The 16113-nt window shown below is 41.5% G+C and carries 15 protein-coding genes, 4 pseudogenes and 1 riboswitch; all 19 genes and pseudogenes read right to left on the bottom strand.

Annotation, left to right across the window (positions count from 1 at the left end):
* Positions 1-3: 3 nt before the first annotated feature.
* Positions 4-813: a membrane protein insertase YidC gene (locus tag AEX56_RS06195; RefSeq protein WP_049618370.1), complete on the bottom strand. Its 810-nt coding sequence runs from the start codon at positions 811-813 to the stop codon at positions 4-6.
* Positions 788-1092: pseudogene (locus tag AEX56_RS06190) on the bottom strand (ribonuclease P protein component). Before AEX56_RS06190 ends, AEX56_RS06195 begins: the two are co-directional and overlap by 26 nt.
* Before the next feature lie 154 nt (positions 1093-1246).
* Positions 1247-2302, bottom strand: coding sequence for an LPXTG cell wall anchor domain-containing protein (locus AEX56_RS06185; protein WP_049618369.1), 1056 nt, complete (start codon positions 2300-2302; stop codon positions 1247-1249).
* A gap of 53 nt (positions 2303-2355) precedes the next feature.
* Entirely contained in the window at positions 2356-3204 is an 849-nt protein-coding gene (locus AEX56_RS06180; RefSeq protein ID WP_049618368.1) for an isopeptide-forming domain-containing fimbrial protein, read from the bottom strand.
* Positions 3170-3466, bottom strand: coding sequence for a hypothetical protein (locus AEX56_RS06175; RefSeq protein WP_049618367.1), 297 nt, complete (start codon positions 3464-3466; stop codon positions 3170-3172). Before AEX56_RS06175 ends, AEX56_RS06180 begins: the two co-directional genes overlap by 35 nt.
* A complete protein-coding gene (locus AEX56_RS09535) occupies positions 3463-3573 on the bottom strand; it encodes a hypothetical protein (protein ID WP_443031021.1) in 111 nt (36 codons plus the stop codon). Before AEX56_RS09535 ends, AEX56_RS06175 begins: the two co-directional genes overlap by 4 nt.
* On the bottom strand, positions 3549-7328 hold the full coding sequence (locus tag AEX56_RS06170) for an isopeptide-forming domain-containing fimbrial protein (RefSeq protein WP_152907871.1): 3780 nt from the start codon (positions 7326-7328) through the stop codon (positions 3549-3551). Before AEX56_RS06170 ends, AEX56_RS09535 begins: the two co-directional genes overlap by 25 nt.
* Positions 7329-7428: 100 nt before the next feature.
* Positions 7429-7683 (bottom strand): LPXTG cell wall anchor domain-containing protein, encoded by a 255-nt coding sequence (locus tag AEX56_RS06165; RefSeq protein ID WP_049618365.1) that lies wholly within the window; start codon positions 7681-7683, stop codon positions 7429-7431.
* A 7-nt stretch (positions 7684-7690) separates the two neighbouring features.
* Positions 7691-8443 (bottom strand): G5 domain-containing protein, encoded by a 753-nt coding sequence (locus AEX56_RS06160; protein ID WP_049618364.1) that lies wholly within the window; start codon positions 8441-8443, stop codon positions 7691-7693.
* A 127-nt stretch (positions 8444-8570) separates the two neighbouring features.
* Positions 8571-9068 (bottom strand): TlpA family protein disulfide reductase, encoded by a 498-nt coding sequence (locus AEX56_RS06155; RefSeq protein ID WP_049618363.1) that lies wholly within the window; start codon positions 9066-9068, stop codon positions 8571-8573.
* 282 nt (positions 9069-9350) lie between these two features.
* Positions 9351-10814 (bottom strand): glutamate--tRNA ligase, encoded by a 1464-nt coding sequence (gene gltX / locus AEX56_RS06150; protein ID WP_049618362.1) that lies wholly within the window; start codon positions 10812-10814, stop codon positions 9351-9353.
* 101 nt (positions 10815-10915) lie between these two features.
* Positions 10916-12120 (bottom strand): annotated as a pseudogene (locus AEX56_RS06145) (nucleobase:cation symporter-2 family protein).
* Complete coding sequence (locus AEX56_RS06140; RefSeq protein ID WP_049618361.1) at positions 12120-12701, bottom strand: xanthine phosphoribosyltransferase; 582 nt, start codon at positions 12699-12701, stop codon at positions 12120-12122. The pseudogene AEX56_RS06145 and the gene AEX56_RS06140 overlap by 1 nt, the downstream one beginning before the upstream one ends.
* 85 nt (positions 12702-12786) lie before the next feature.
* Positions 12787-12882: riboswitch (purine riboswitch) on the bottom strand.
* 176 nt (positions 12883-13058) lie between these two features.
* Positions 13059-13700 (bottom strand): hypothetical protein, encoded by a 642-nt coding sequence (locus tag AEX56_RS09080; RefSeq protein ID WP_236683014.1) that lies wholly within the window; start codon positions 13698-13700, stop codon positions 13059-13061.
* Positions 13697-14194 carry a hypothetical protein gene (locus AEX56_RS09075; protein ID WP_236683013.1) on the bottom strand — a complete coding sequence of 166 codons (498 nt, stop codon included), beginning with the start codon at positions 14192-14194 and terminating at the stop codon, positions 13697-13699. The genes AEX56_RS09080 and AEX56_RS09075 overlap by 4 nt, the downstream gene beginning before the upstream one ends.
* A gap of 73 nt (positions 14195-14267) precedes the next feature.
* Positions 14268-14774 carry a hypothetical protein gene (locus AEX56_RS06130; RefSeq protein ID WP_131542220.1) on the bottom strand — a complete coding sequence of 169 codons (507 nt, stop codon included), beginning with the start codon at positions 14772-14774 and terminating at the stop codon, positions 14268-14270.
* Between the two features lie 31 nt (positions 14775-14805).
* Positions 14806-14913 (bottom strand): annotated as a pseudogene (locus AEX56_RS08475) (TIGR00266 family protein); the annotation flags it as partial.
* A gap of 10 nt (positions 14914-14923) precedes the next feature.
* The gene (locus AEX56_RS06125; protein WP_049618359.1) at positions 14924-15412 is read right to left on the bottom strand and encodes an LURP-one-related/scramblase family protein; all 489 of its coding nucleotides are present in this window, start codon (positions 15410-15412) and stop codon (positions 14924-14926) included.
* A 137-nt stretch (positions 15413-15549) separates the two neighbouring features.
* Positions 15550-15975 (bottom strand): annotated as a pseudogene (locus tag AEX56_RS06120) (beta-class carbonic anhydrase); the annotation flags it as partial.
* Between the last annotated feature and the right edge of the window lie 138 nt (positions 15976-16113).

Genomic DNA, 16113 nt, shown 5'->3' with positions numbered 1-16113 from the left:
CTTTTATCGATTTTTACGAGCTTTTTTCTTGGCACGACGAATGCGAGCTTCGCGTTCTTTTTCTGCATCAAGAACAGCTTGGCGCTCCGCAATGATTTTAAATGGGTTATTGAATAACAAAGTTTGGAAAACTTGGAAGGCATTGGAAACCACCCAGTAAAGGGCAACCCCGCTGGCTGCGTTAAGGGCAAAGATGAAAATCATAACCGGCATAGCGTAAGTCATAACTGTCAGAGCCATGTTTTTCTCCAGTGCAGCTTTATTGGATAACCACATGCTGAGGAATGTAAAGCCTGCTGCAAGGATTGGCAAGATAAAGTAGGGATCTGTCTCACCAAGATTGAGCCAAAGGAATTGACCTACCCGCAATTCTGGTACCCGAGTCAAGGATTGGAAAAGGGCAATCAAAATCGGCATTTGAATAAGAATTGGCAGCATAGATGCCCACATATTCACGCCATTTTCTTGCTGAAGAGCTCGTGTTTCTTCTGCCAGCTGCTTACGACTTTCTAGGTCCGTAGCTGGATATTTTGCTTGTAGTGCTTTGATTTGTGGTTGCAATTCCTGCATCTTGCGTGACGATGTCATCTGCATCTGGAAAAGCGGGAGTAACAATGTTCGAATCAAGAGAGTAAAGAGGATAATCCCGATTCCAATACGACCATTGATAGAGAGGAATTGGATGATATCACCAAACCAATAAATCAACTGATCCCAGCCTGTCGACTGACTGGTCACGTCTCCTCTGCCACAACCGGCTAAGAAGAGCAGGGCGGCCGCTAATATGCTAGCCCATTTTAGTTTCTGTTTCAAGAGTTTCACCTTTCTGGTAAATAGTTGCTAATTTTAAAACATGGCGAAGATTATCGCGGACTTCTTGGTAGGACAAATTTTCCACACCTTTTCGGGCGATGACCACAAAATCATCTGTTGTCAGATTCGGAGAAAATTCCATCAGGACATGGCGAATCGAAAATGCTCTTGCTCCTTAGGCAAACGGTAGACCACAAACTTCCGATTTGCCACATTTTTTCCCTGTGTAAATAGATCGTTAAAATCGCGTTTTCGCTTGACACGATAGCTTTTCTTCAAAATACAACTCCATCTTTCAAAATTATCTTTATTATATCATATTTAACCATCATTTTTCAAAAAACCCGAAAAACTAGGCACTTGAGGGACTTATCTGCGCATTTTAACACAAAAAAACAGAAAGAGAAATATCTCTTTCTGTTTTAGCGGCTAACTAGACATCTTTTTTCTTTTTACTAAGAGCAAAGATTCCAAGAGCTGCTAGGCCGAGACCAAGAAGGCTCCAGAAGCCAGTTTCAACAGATCCTGTCTTAGGCAAGATTGGTGTAGCTGGTTTTGGTGTCGGAGCTAGCTTCTTAGGCGGTGTTGGTAAATCACCTTTTGGCTCTTCAGGTTTTGGAGGTGTCGGTGGAAGTGTTTGCTCCTTAGGAGGTACAACCGTTACTTTGTTAGTCTTCTTAATGAGGTTGGCATTTGGATCATGATTGAATTGTACTGTTGCAGTATTATCGATTCCCTTGGTGAAATGATCATCTGTCAAAGCTTTCACATCTGTGATACTTGAGTAGATTATCACGTTTACAGTGTAGCCTCTAAGGGCTTCCATTGTGTCCTCATCTGTGAATTCAACCGTTACAAGTTGTCCTTCTACTTTAATTGTTCCGCCCAAAGCAGCAATTGCTTCAGCCGTCAATCCACCTTTAGCATTTACCTTAGCCAATTGTGCCATGCGTTCTTGTACTTCAGCAGTCTTCGCTTGTGCTAAAGCTTCTTGAGCTTTTTGTACTTCTACTTTCGCAGCTTCCAATTTAGCTTGTACATCTGCTATTAAGGCTTCTTGCGCAGCAATTTCAACTGAATTATCAATTGTCGTTCCAGCTACTGAAGTATCAGTAGAGGATGCTGTATCTGTCGCAGGTTGCTCTGTAGTAGATGCTTCTGTTGATTTCATAGCTTTAAGCTCAGTCAATTTAGCTTGTGCTTCTGCCAACTGTGTTTCAAGTGCAGCGACTGTCGCTTGAGCTTTCGCAAGAGCAGCTGTGGCTGCTTCTGTTTGACCAGATTGCTTGATTTCTTCCAATTTAGCTTTTTCATCATCAAGGGCAGCTTGCGATTTTTCAACATCTTCATCGATAAAGTTCGCATTTTCCTGAGGAGCATCTATAACCTTCACAGCTACTTGGTCCTTCTTCACAGCGAAGAGATTGTCCAAGTTATCCGTAATCGTGATGCTTGTAAGGTTTTGACGTTTGTCATCAGCTTCGTCCATTGGAACGACTGACTTGATGTCAAAGCGGAAGGCTTCTGTAGCTTTAAGAAGAGCTAAGAGGCTAATTTGGCAGGAATGTAAAGTTGGATTTGTTTGAAGCCAGCAAGTTTTGCAAAGTCTACGACACTTGCAGTCACTTTATTGCCTTCTACAGTTACTTTCACAGCATCTGTTGTGTATCCATCTACATAGGCTACCACATCACCATTGATTGCAAGGACAGATTCAAGCGTATCTGTCACGACAAATTCACGGTATGTTGCAATGTCTTGTGGAAGATCCGCAGTGACATTATACATGTAGGATTGATTTGTTTCGATGTCAAGATGTTCAAGAGTATGATTGATTTTCTTATCAATTTCTGGTTCGTTAGGAGTTGGTGGTAATACCGGAACAGTGTTTGAATCCTTCTTAGTTGCCGGGTTGTTATTGACGATGTAGCTTGCAGTATTTGGAATGCTTGTCACACCATTTGTCATGTATGGTGTCAAATCAGCACCATCTTTGACCTTAGCAGAGAATTCAACATGAACTGGTTTACCAGCTTCTTTACGAACTTGATCTTTAGTCAATTTAACTGTAACAGTTTGTCCAGAGATAGAAATTTGATTTGAAGAGATTGCTTTACCAGCCAAGGTTGCAGTGATATCACCTTCAAATGTCAAGGCATCTTTGAGTGTATCGCTGATTTCGAATGCAAATGCGCCAGTTGGAACAGTTGTGGCGATTGTGTATGTAAATACTTCTTGGCGGGCTGATAGTTTCGCACTTTCTGCACCATTTACTTTCTTCTCAAGTGGAGGAGTATTTGGTGTAGGCGGTGTTACGGTTTGTCCATCAACTGTTACATCAAAGAATTTCGCGGCGTCACCAGAAATAACTGGTGATATCCAAGTGATCAAGCGTATTGTTAATCTTCTTTTCAACAGTCGGTGTTTCACCCGGAGGCGTTACCGTTACTGGTGGTGTAGGTGGTGTTTCGCTATCTGGCGTTCCATCTACGTGTGATTTATTTTGGTAAGTCACTTTAGTTGTATTTGGAATCGCTTGACGAGTCACACCTTTACGGATTTGTGAGACAATCACAAGCTCTACTTCTTTACCTGCATAAGCTTTCGCTGCATCGAAGTCTGTAATGGTGGCCGTAACAGTTTGACCGCTCACTTCAACCTTGAAGAACTTAGCCGCGTCCCCTGTAATCGTTGGGGGCCTTGTACTTCCAATTCTTTCTCAAGCGTATCCTTAATCACAAATGTCTTGTAAGTGGCGATATCGGTTGGAAGGGTTGTCTTAATGTTGTACTTGTAGTCTGTCCCGTTACTGGCGGTGTTGGTGGGGTCTCGCTATCTGGAGTTCCATCAACATGTGATTTATTTTGGTAAGTGACTTTCGCAGTGTTTTCAATCTTCGCTTCTGTGCTTGTTGCTTTCACCTGCGCTGTGATCACGAGTTCTACTATCTTACTTGCCAAGTTCTCATTCACTTCGTCGACAATCGTGTAAGCTTTGTAGCTTGTGATGTCCATTGGAAGGAGTGCCTTGATATTGTAAGTGTAGTTAGACTCTGGTAATACAAGGGCGTCCGTCAATGTACCATTAATCTTCTTCTCAACCGTTGGAGTTTCACCTGGAGGAGATACTGTGACCGGTTCCGTTTTCCTATTCCCCTGTTTATTAACAGCATTTGTGAAGTCGATAGAAGCTGTATTTGGAATCTGAGGAGTCTTCACACCTTTGTTGATTTGAGCTGGAATAACTAACTTAATTTCTTTGCCAGCTGAATCTGTAGCTGTTATGAACTCTTTCATTGTTGCAGTAACCGTTTGTCCATCCACTTTTACATCGAAGAATTTAGCGGCGTCACCTTCAATGAATGGTTTGTTATCAGCTGTATTGAGAGCTGTCAATCGATCATCCAATGTATCCTTGATAACAAATTTCTTGAAATCTTGGATGTCTGCTGGCAATTGTGACGTAACGATATAGTTGTAAACTTTTTCGTTTTCGATATCCAAATCTGTTACAAGTTCTTTTGTATCAGGAGTCTCAATCATTTTCTCAACTGTAGGATCCTCTTGTGGAGGTGTTACAGTTACTGGTGGAGTAGTAATGACATGTGACTCCCCATTTGGCTTGATGCCCGTCTTCGTTGCCACGTTTGGAAGAGTGGCTTGCACATCATAGTTGAATGGCACACCTGCCTCATTTCCATCAACAGTTGAAAAGATGTGAGTATCATCTCCATTGATTAATTTGATGGCTGCTGGAGAGTTTGGACTAACTGTTACTTTATTTGAAGTTTGCGAATTATTGTTTAAAGTGACATTGGCAGTATTTGGTATTTTAATTTTACCATTTGCATCCGCATACTTTGCAAGAACAGCATTGTCACGGACACGCGCTTGAATCCCTAATGTGATAATCGCAGGACCATTGTTGCCTTTGTTCAACGCCTCAATTTCAGTATTAATTTGACGAAGCTCTAATCGACTCAATTTCGACGCATCTAACTCAAAATAGACACGATCTCGTGAAACACCGTTAACTTGAACGACCTCTTCCTTCAAGTACTTTGCCAAGGTAGTAGCTTCTTTGCCGTTAATCAATACTTTGTCTTCACTTTTTTCATCATGAAGGGACATCAATTCTGGTACCAGAGTATCTTCAATCAAGCAGCGATCGAAAAGACCAGACCATGTGGAATTGAGTTGGTAATAGTAAGCATCCAAGCGAGTTGGCAACTCAAGGTGGTCTGTACCTGCTACATTTAAGTCTTGAGTTACTTTTTTACTAATATCTGTCTTCACTGGTGGAACGACGTAAACCGCATTTGATCGACGTAATTTTGCTGTAGTGTCCTCAGGATCTGCCGTGGCACCATCCCAAATGATTTTCGCTTGGCTCAAGAAACCGAGACCACCATTGTCTGTCATCATCTTTTTGTATTCATCAGGGTTATTCTCGAATGAATATTGATCTTTGATTTTAGCATTGATAACAAGGTTATAGACCTTAAATTTGTGACCACCATAGTTTCCTTCGGTAACAGTATCCGACTCATTCGGACCTTTTAATGGAGGGACTGTCGCATAAACAATGGTGATTGGTTTGCCAGCAGCATCTGTACTTTGCTTCGTCGAAACTTTAAAGTCAGGCAGGGTTTTACCACTTTCACCCTCAACGTGTGCATCCACATAGTCCACATGATAATTCAATGCATCTACGAACATAACATTGTTGTTCATTGCAAGCGCACCATTATACATGTTGTAGCGTACTTTATAAGTAAATGCTTCACCTTGATCAGAAAGTGTTGCTGCATAGGTCGGACGACTAATACTTGGATCTGCAGATTTCAACAATGGATCTTCAGCGATGGTACCAGTCTTGCCATCATCACCATTTGTATCGTTTGAGATATCTTTATCTTTAACATCTTTGGTAGCGCGTGGATAACAATATTGCAAATCTTCTACAGAAATAGTTGAGGCTGCACTTTTCCCGATTTCAGCAGTTGTATATGTCCTAACTTGGAATGTACCTACTAACTTACCAATGGTGTAGTTTTTCTTCTGTGGAACATAGTTTGCCGGGACTTCAATTTCGTTAGCTACGTCGGCTTGTTGCGATGCTTCACTGTATTCCAATTCGTAATCGAACTTATTGTCTCCAGATTTAAAGACAGTGTCTGGCACAGAGATGGTGACTTTCGTTCCTTCCTGTGTAACGGTCCCACGAATTTCCGTAGCTTCGTTCGTTACCTTGTCAACAATCTTTTTACCATTGATGCTCACTGATTTGACCTTATAACCATCTGTGATGGTAAAGTTACCCAATACATCTTGTTTTGTAATGGCGGATGTCAGGGACTGTAAGATATTAGCCGCAAAAGCGTTAATGTCCGATTCCTGAACGTAGTAATTCGCGTCCTTCCCATTCGGGAGCGTTTCAGCACCTGAAGCGACTGATTGCAGAGCCGTTGAAAAGACTTCACGTACGGAACGGGGATCACCAGTTTTGATAGTCGTACGACTATCCGGATCACCAAAAGCATTTTCATAGGCGTACATATAGCCATATCGCGTGTCGAAGGCTTCAAGTGTCTGTTTGTCTTCCCAGAAACCAACTGCAACTTTACCATTGGCCCCTGCTGCGGCCTTTAACTTATTTCCTGCATCTGCCAATTCATTTGCACGTGCAAGGTAGTTTTGCGCTGCTTCTGGCCAACGTCCATTTGTCCCCCAGTCTTTCATCAAACTATAGGTACGATAGAAACTTCGGTCAAAATAGACTGTTGAGTCACTTGGATTATTTGGGTCGCGATATCCGTTAGCCACTCCGTCAGTAATCAAAAGGAAAACAGTCTTACGGTTATTTGCCATACCCCCATCATTATTCTTGATGGCTTCGTATTGCTTGATGGCATCGTCAATAGCGGGTACAGTCGGTGTCCCGCCACCGGTTGATATCTTGGTAATTTCAGCATTAATAGCATCAGTAGAAGACATCAAATTGCCATTCGATTCAAAACGATAGCGACCACTGGACTGTTCCTGTGTTTCTCGTAGTGTTTTAAAGTTACTATCTGTCCCGGTTATCTCCAAAGAAGCGTTGGTAAAATCGTAATATCCTTTAGCAAACATACCTTTGATATTCATTGAGGTGCTGCCCGCATAACGAAGAAATGTACGAGTGTAGTAGCTAAAAATTGGTTCCTCTGGTTGATAGAAATCCGTTACTTGACCGCGTTCTGGATCATTATACGTGTAAGAATCACCAACAGCAATAGTATCCATGTCAACATATGCCCAAGGAGAATTACGATCAGGAACAAAGCGACTAGCTCGAGAAAGAATGTCCGCATCGTCATATAGACGCTCCGCATCGATACCCGCATAGGAGGTAATCATGACACGGTCAGTAGTCTTAGGATCATTTGTAAAAACTAACTTCGGATTATTTTCATCATAAGCTTTAGCACTAGTTGTTTCTGTAACCTTCTTCAATGCCTCTTTAATATTCGGCATAGTTTTTTCAAAAGAACCACTGGCGTCCTGAATAATGACCAAGTAAACCTTTCGAGCTTTGCCTCTCTGTTTTTGATTGCATGTTTTTCTCTAAAATATTTTATTCTTTTTTCCTACGGAACGTGAGTATTCCAGCCACACCTGCTAGAAGGACAGCACCAAACACTGTAAAAATTGACATTTGTTCTCCAGTTTTTGGTAAGACATTCTTGTTCTCTTTCATTGTCGAACATTCTTGTACCTTATCACCCGACTTAGCTGTTTGCTGCTCCTCAAGTACTGATTGTTGTGGTTGAACCGTCTTCTTGGACCCAACACGGTAAACCGCTGGGGTACCAGCTGTTTCTACAACCATTGGTTCGTTAGCATTGGCAATGCCTGTTGCGATTGTCCAATGTGTAGGTTGTGGTCGTGGTTTTTGAACCAAGTACTGCAGGAGTTTTCAACTCGCGTTTGCCTTCTTCAAGATTTGCATCCAATTCTTCGACAGCTGCGGGTGCTGGAATTGCTTCGGTCACAACTTCTGTTTTTGTTCCCACTGAGACACGTTTAGGGATCATCGGTATTGTTTCAGTGCCTTGATCGCGGACACCATTTGTTACCGTATACGTGATTTCTCCGGGTGTTCCTTCGTTGAGAACTGTCTGCGTATTGGCTTTAACTTCAGGGTCTGCAATGTAGGCAGTTGCTACTGGAACATTTTCCTTTTCCTCAGTCACAATAGGTGCTGGTTGAGGCATTGAACTCATCCTATTTATTTGAGCATACAAGGCTTCGATTTGAGCGACCAATTCCCTAGATTGAGTTTTATTGATTGCCTTTAATCCAACTAAATTAATCTCGTCAAGGGGCTGTAAAGCATAGGGTTTATCAGCTTCGGTGTATGCTGGATCTTGAACAATTTCCAAAGCTTCCGCATAAAGTGCTCGGGAATTATTGATGAGAGACCATTCATTTGCGTCTGGAACATCTTCGTCAGCTGGAGGATCTTGAGCATAAATGGTAAGTCCAAATAACAAGGAATTATCTTGATAAGCATTAAATGAGGATAGAACAGTGGTAGAAAACAGAGTGATAACTGATGCTACGGCGACTTTCTGCAAACATTTGTCCATAAGGATCTCCTTTGAATATTCTTTTTCTTTATTATCTCTAATTGTTACAGTAACTCGAGAAGCATTTTTTCAACATCTTCTTTAGCTACTTCCGACACTTCGATGTTCTGAATCGTACCATTTGCATCTACAAAGGAACGGCTTCTACTTGTAGTTTAGCTGCGGCACTCAATTCATTATCGAAATAATAAGGGAAAGTGTATCCCTCTTCTTTAACATATTTTTGAGCAGACTCTTTGGTCTCTCGGTCATTATCTGTCGCATTGATGAGAACGAACTCAATTTCATTACCATGCTTCTTATACATTTCCTCTATGATAGGTAGCATTTGTTGGTAACGAGGGCACCAACTCCCCCACTCCACAATCAGAGTTGGTTTGTTGGCAAATTGAGTGGATGAAACAGATTGACCTTTTATATCCGTCACATCGAACTCTGGTAAGTTCTTGTTAAGCAATCCCATCACAGCTGGGAGAGATTCTTCTGTCTCTGAAGAAGCAGTTGAAGTAGTTTTCTGACTCGCTTTTTCTGCAGCTTGATGACTAGAATAAAAAATATATCCTGTCCCGGCTACAATCGCAATGAGGGCGACGACTAAAATGATTAAATTCCTATATCCTTTCAATTAGCATATTCCTTTCTTATAGCAATTATTAATCTGCCGTATTTTACCACATTTTTTTATTAAATAAAAGATGTAAGCCTTGGAATTTTTTGCTTGAAAACGCTTTTGTTTTTTGTTTATAGCAACAAATAATGGGGTTTTATAATTTCCCCTACTAATCTTACTTTTCCCCTTATTCCAAAAGGTTTTGTCTGCTAAATAATTTTATTTTTATGCAAAATAAAACAAAAAAATATTTTGATAACTAAAAAAGAGAACCAAATGGTTCTCTTTTTTAGTTAGTTATACTAAAGATAAAGTTAATAACATATCCTCGATATGCTGGATAGATCTCTCACGACCTAAAAGATAAATGGTATTTGGCAATTCTGGTCCATGCATTTCGCCTGAAACAGCAATACGGATTGGCATGAAGAGATTTTTACCTTTGATGCCAGTTTCTTTTTGAACAGCTTTGATTTGTGGGAAGATATTTTCCGGTTGGAATTCTTCATCTGTCATAGCTTCCAACTTGGCTTTGAAGGCTTCAAGTACCGTTGGTACGGTTTCACCAGCCATGACTTCACGTTCAGTATCCGTCAATTCTGGGAAATCTGAAAAGAAGAGATCTGTCAAGGACACGATTTCATCTGCTGATTTCATTTGTGGCTTGTAGAGTTCTACCAATTTTTCAGCTTTGTCGGTCAGACGTCCTGCTTCTTCTAAGAATGGTTTACAGAGTTCAAAGACAGTTTCTAAATCAGCATTCTTAATGTAGTCATTGCTCATCCAGTCCAACTTCTTCTGATCAAAGGCTGCTGGTGATTTGCTGAGACGATGTTCATCAAAGAGCTCAATGAGTTGCTCACGTGAGAAAATCTCCTCTTCACCACCAGGATTCCAACCCAAGAGGGCAATAAAGTTAAAGACAGCTTCAGGCAAATAGCCTTTTTTACGGTAGTCTTCGATGAATTGAAGCGTATTGGTGTCACGTTTTGACAACTTCTTACCAGTTTCAGAATTGATGATAAGGGTCATATGACCAAATTCTGGTGCATCCCAACCAAGTGCTTCATAAACCATGAGTTGTTTTGGCGTATTGGCAATGTGGTCGTCTCCACGGATAACGTGAGAAATCTGCATATCATGGTCATCCACGACAACGGCGAAACTATAGGTTGGGTAGCCATCTTTTTTCTGGATAACCCAGTCACCACCGATGTTACCACCCTCAAACTCAATATCACCTTTGACCAGGTCAGTCCATTTATAGATACCAGCTTCGTTAACTGCTAGGCGGACAGTCGGAACGATACCTGCTGCCTCACGCTCTGCAATATAAGCAGTTTTTTGATCTTCGGACATCCCGAGGAATTCATTGATGTAACGAGGTGTTTCGCCTGCTGCTTCTTGGCGTTCTCGCTCAGCCGCCAATTCTTCCTCAGTCACGTATGATTTGTAGGCTTTGCCTTCTGCCAAGAGTTGGTCGATGTATTTTTGGTAAAGGTCCAAACGTTCTGACTGACGGTAGTTTTCATGGGTCTCCGGACTTTCGTCCCAGTCAATGCCCAACCAACGTAGGTTTTCAAGCTGGCTACGCTCACCGTCTTCTACGTGGCGTTTACGGTCTGTATCCTCAATACGGATTAAGAAAGTACCGCCATGGTGACGAGCATACAGGTAATTAAAGAGCGCAGTTCGCGCATTTCCGATGTGTAAAAGCCCTGTTGGACTTGGTGCATAACGCACGCGAATTTTATCTGACATGTTTTTCTCCTAGTCATTATTTTCAATCATTTCTAGTATAGCACAATATTGATTTTTAGACGAAAAAATCAGCCAAAGAGGCTGATTTCTACTATAAATGTTTATCCCTTATCTCGACTATTCAAGATGAGATTGAGTACAACGGCAACGACCGTCGCGATCACAATTCCATTGGTCAAGAACATTTGGACCGTAGTCGGTAGACTAACAAATAGATTGGTACCATTAAAGCCGACACCGGCTGCAATGGCAACTGCTGCGATGATGAAATTGTGCTCATTCCCAGCAAAGTCCACACGATTGAGCATCTGCATTCCCTGTAGCGCCACCATTCCAAAAAGAACCAGCATGGCACCACCCAAAACAGGACTTGGAATCATTTGTGCTAGGGCACCAAATTTAGGCAAGAGACCAATAACGACCAAGAATCCTGCTGTGTAGTAGATAGGACGACGGGTCTTGATACCAGACAAGCAGACCAGACCGACATTTTGTGAAAATCCTGTATAAGGGAAGGTGTTGAAAATTCCGCCTAAAAGCACCGCAATCCCTTCTGAACGGTAACCATTGCGCAAACGCTGTTCTGTCAGCTTGTCATCTGTCAAATCTGACAAGGCCAAGTATACACCCGTTGACTCAACCATAGAAACCGTTGCAATGATACACATCATGAGGATAGATGTGAATTCAAAAGTCGGAGCCCCAAAGTAGAATGGCGTTGGTACGTGAACCCATGGTGCATCCGCTACTACCGATGTATCCACCAAACCCATAAAAGCGGCGATAAGAGTCCCTGCGACAAGACCAATAAGGATTGAAATAGATTTAACAAACCCTTTGGCAAACATATGAACCAAGAGGATAATCAAAATCGTGATGAGCGCCAAAATCAAACTTTGCAGGGTTGGCTCAGCGGTGTTATTCCCCATATTACCCATAGCAACGGGAATCAAGGTCAAACCGATGGTTGTGATAACCGCACCAGTTACGATTGGTGGGAAGAGACCCGCAATTTTTGAGAAGATACCTGCCACTAAAATGACGTAGATTCCCGACGCAATCAAGGCACCAAACATGGCACCAGATCCTTGTTGCGCACCAATGATTGAAAGTGGCGCAACCGATTGGAAAGCACAGCCCAAAACAACTGGTAAACCAACGAGATCAAGTAGGTCAATTGTGTTGCTGAATAGCCCAAAACAGAGGCAATCATGATTGGCACTAAGATAGATCCTGCATACATTGAGAGCAAGTGTTGTAAACCTAGAATAGCTGATTGTGAGTGAGAATGTTCTTGATGTTGCATCAAGCGTCTGCCTCCATAAAATGTAGTTGTCCTTGATCAAAGTTTTTAATTCGTGCAAGTGATGTCACTTGGACGCCGGTTTCTTCTAACAGTTTACGTCCATCTTGGAAAGATTTCTCGATAACAATACCAACACCAACCACTTTAGCTCCTGCTTGTGAGATGATGTCAAGCAATCCCTTTGCCGCTTGACCATTGGCCAAAAAGTCGTCGATAACCAAGACTTTGTCCTCAGAACTAAGGAATTTTCCAGCAATAGACACAGTGGAAGTAACCTGCTTAGTGAAAGAATAAACCTCCGCGGTCAAAATCCCCTCTGTCATCGTAATGTTCTTATGCTTTTTCGCAAAAATCATTGGTACATCCAATGCTTCTGCCATAGAAGCTGCTGGTGCAATTCCTGATGCCTCAATAGTGACTACCTTAGTAATCCCTGCATCGCGATAGGTCTCCGCAAAGACTTTTCCCATTTCCTTCATCAATTTATGATCCACTTGGTGGGTGAGAAAGGAGTCTACTTTTAAAATTTTTTCTCCTAGAATATCTCCATCTTTTAAAATGCGTTCTTCTAATAACTTCATGTGTTCTCCTTATTTTCAAAAACAAAAAAGAGCCTGCTCGCTTTTCTTTGGAATACCAAAGAAAAGCTTGGGTGATACACCACAAGCAAGCTCCATGCTCACTTATTGTTAGACATTCCGGTGTCTTGTAGAAACGCTGAGCCAATTCTCAACATAAATAAGTCTTTTATTTTGTTCGGGAAATTCCCTTGATTGAAATAGTCTAGCATTTTATATCCAATTTGTAAACAACTTTTAACCTTAATTTAGGATATTTTTTTGATCAATGTTCGCGATTTACAATAAATGTATAAAAAACTAAAATAAAACTCAGGCTAAGAGCCGTCAAGCTAATCAAATCAATCGGTACAATCAAAATCAAACCTGAAGCAAAAGGATAGTTCCCAATTGAAAATAGGTACCGATTCCACTACTAAGCAAGGCCAGTTGTTCCTCTGGTAAGGTATTCAGAATGAGCGCATTCAACTTTGGACTGATGACAGCCGCTATCATCATAAGAATCAGTAACATCAGCCCAACTCCGTAAATATGGTGTTGATAAAAGAAGAAAAAGAGACCAGAGACAAACAGTGTTAACAGACGAACAACGGTCATGATGGAAGGCCGTTTTAACAAAGTCATAGCAAGAATACTACCAACGATTCCACCAACAAGATGAAATAGACCGATGACCGCCAAGGTCGTGGTCGGATTGACAATGACAAATCGTGAATCTTGAGTCATCATCACCGCAATGATAATGGACATCACATTGAGAAGACCGTTAACGACAGGGGCAACGACCATGCAAAATTTGATTTCTGGAATCTTGATACATTCGTGAATAGCGGTTTTGAGGTTTCGCCACATATCTTTGAGGAGAGGTTGTTCTCTTTGTCCTGACACCTGAATAGGCCGTTCCTCCAAAAGCTGGAGAAGCTTCGGCTTGATAAACAGGAGAAAGCCCAGACTGATGGCAAAGATCCCCGCATTGACAAAAGCTAAAGCTTGATAGCTCATGATACTGACCAAAAGCGCACCAGCCGATTGAAAACCAATGCAAAGGAAGAACTCACTGCTTGGCGAAAAGAATAACTGGTTTCTCGTTCGCCGTCGGAGATAATCCGCAAGCTCAATGGCGTATAAAGGCCATTTTCATATTGACCAGCCAAGTCGGAGAGAAAATTCATCAGAGAAACGATGATGACAACCCACAAACTAGGCGCAAAACCCATCACCAAACCAACCAATAAATAAAGTAGGACACGAAATACAGGAGTCTGGAGAATGGTCCCAACTTTATCCGTCGTCTGATCGGCAAAGTAGCCCATGACAAATCCGGTTAATATCGGCAAGGTTTCAGAAACACTAACGATAGCAATAGCCAGCTTAGCATTTGGCAACTGAAGAATGTAAGTCATAAGTGCCAAATAATAAAGGACATCGCCAAAGTTTGATAGCATATCGCTTGCAAATAAGGTCATGTAAATTTTATTGGTTAATACTTTTTTCATGATTTTTACATTTTGTCTGAATGTTCAGATTTTTGTTTTTCTTAAAGAAAGAGCATGTTTGCTCCTTCTTTACTTATAAACAATGAACCTCTAAGCGGCTAAAGACAAAATCACCTGTTACCTCTAGTAACTTGTCCGTCTGCGCACCACTTGGATTGGCCTTGATGGAACTCATTACCGTATCACCTGTGATGCGAACAGCCCAAGTCTTTGGAACATAGAGTTTTAAAGTTGAAAAGACGGTATCACCAGAATAAGTAGCTTTGTCCCCCAACATGCTATCGGCCGTAAAATAAACAGAACTAGCAGAAAAGAATGTATCACCACTGACATCAGTAAAAGGGGTATCAATATAGCACGTACTACCACCAAAAACTGTATCAGAATTGGATGATTTAACCTTTCCCATATCGGAGTCACTTGCCTTGCCAAATAACCTTTTCTCTGTTTTAGCACTGCGATAGAAGTTGAATCTTCTCTCTTTTTTAAACAGCATCCGCACTCCGATATAAATGAGAAGACTGGCTACAATCAAGGTCCCTGTCCCTACGCGCAACCATTGAAAATGATGATTGAGCAAGATAAAAACAGCAAGCGATTCACAGATACTGATGATATACGATTTGCAGAAAATAGATAGATTCCCCAGCCTCCAAATCAATCTCAACCAGCGGAAATTGCATATTGCTGTCAATAGTGTATTTCATTCGATTATCCATGTGTTTCTCCTTATCCGTTATTTGCTGCTGCTTCCATCTGCTTGACATAGTCAATAGCGATGACTAAGGTAACAACCAAATCTGCATAGTCATCTTCCAAGACTTGTCCCTGATAGGTAGAGGCTAAACGCAACCATTCTTGATGAATTTGTGCGATTGTTCGACCATTTTTCGACAAAGTGAAATTCATATCCCACCAGTCACCGTTGATTTCAAGTCCCAGATTATTGATGCTATACTTATCCTTAAAAAAAGTAAACTCCTTCAGTAACGTAAAGGTCTCCCCACTCGCCATGGTCACTTCAAACTCAGGCAAGAGAAAAGAAAATCGATGCTTGATGGATGAAACTTCTTTTCCTAAACTATCGGTCACTGTAAATTCTTTAAACCATTTCAAAAATGAACCTTCTACATGATAGACTGGCAGTCCCAATTCATCTGCGATATCAAAGGTCCCATTTAAGGACAAAAATTTTTGCTTGATTCGGTATTCTTTCATGATACATCCTCACTTTCTTTTTTGTACCACATGATTAATACAAATATAGCACCAAGCTCTGCTATCGTCAAGAAAAGACTAAAAAAGAGTTCGGGACAAAAGTCAGTTCCAAACTCTTGTTTTATATATTTTTTTGACATAAGAGGAGACTGCCGCAAAATCGCCATGTCCTCACGCACGCTTTCTTCTACATCTGTAAAAGGGAGAAAATCCTGACCAGCTACATCCACGCCCAAATCACGGGCCAACTGCTGGGCAAATCCCTCATTTGTAAAGGTCTGAGCGCCACAGTCCGTATGATGCAAAACGACAATTTCCCGTGTTCCTAATTGCTGCTGAGAAATCACCAAGGATCGCAACATATCATCGGTGATCCGTCCACCAGCATTTCGCAAGATATGAGCATCACCAAGTGCTAGTCCTAGCGCCTGCGCCACATGTAGACGAGAATCCATGCAGGTCACAATAGCTACTTTTGTCTTCGGTCTAAGTGGCAGATGATGGGTACCATGAAGGTCCACATAGGCTCGATTGGCTTTCATAAAATTCTTGAAATAGGACATGGGAACTCCTTCTTTATTCGAAATACAAACTATTATGATGTTGCATATTGTATCATTTTTAATAGATTTTGTCTTTTCGAACTGCTTCGCGAGTGTTTCAGCCGAACTATGCTATAACAACCGTAGTTTTCACGAAAG

Source organism: Streptococcus sp. X13SY08 (genome assembly GCF_001182825.2).
In the GTDB taxonomy this organism is placed as follows: domain Bacteria; phylum Bacillota; class Bacilli; order Lactobacillales; family Streptococcaceae; genus Streptococcus.
The sequence above is the reverse complement of the archived record's forward strand: the minus strand, read 5'-3'. Positions and strand labels throughout refer to the sequence as shown.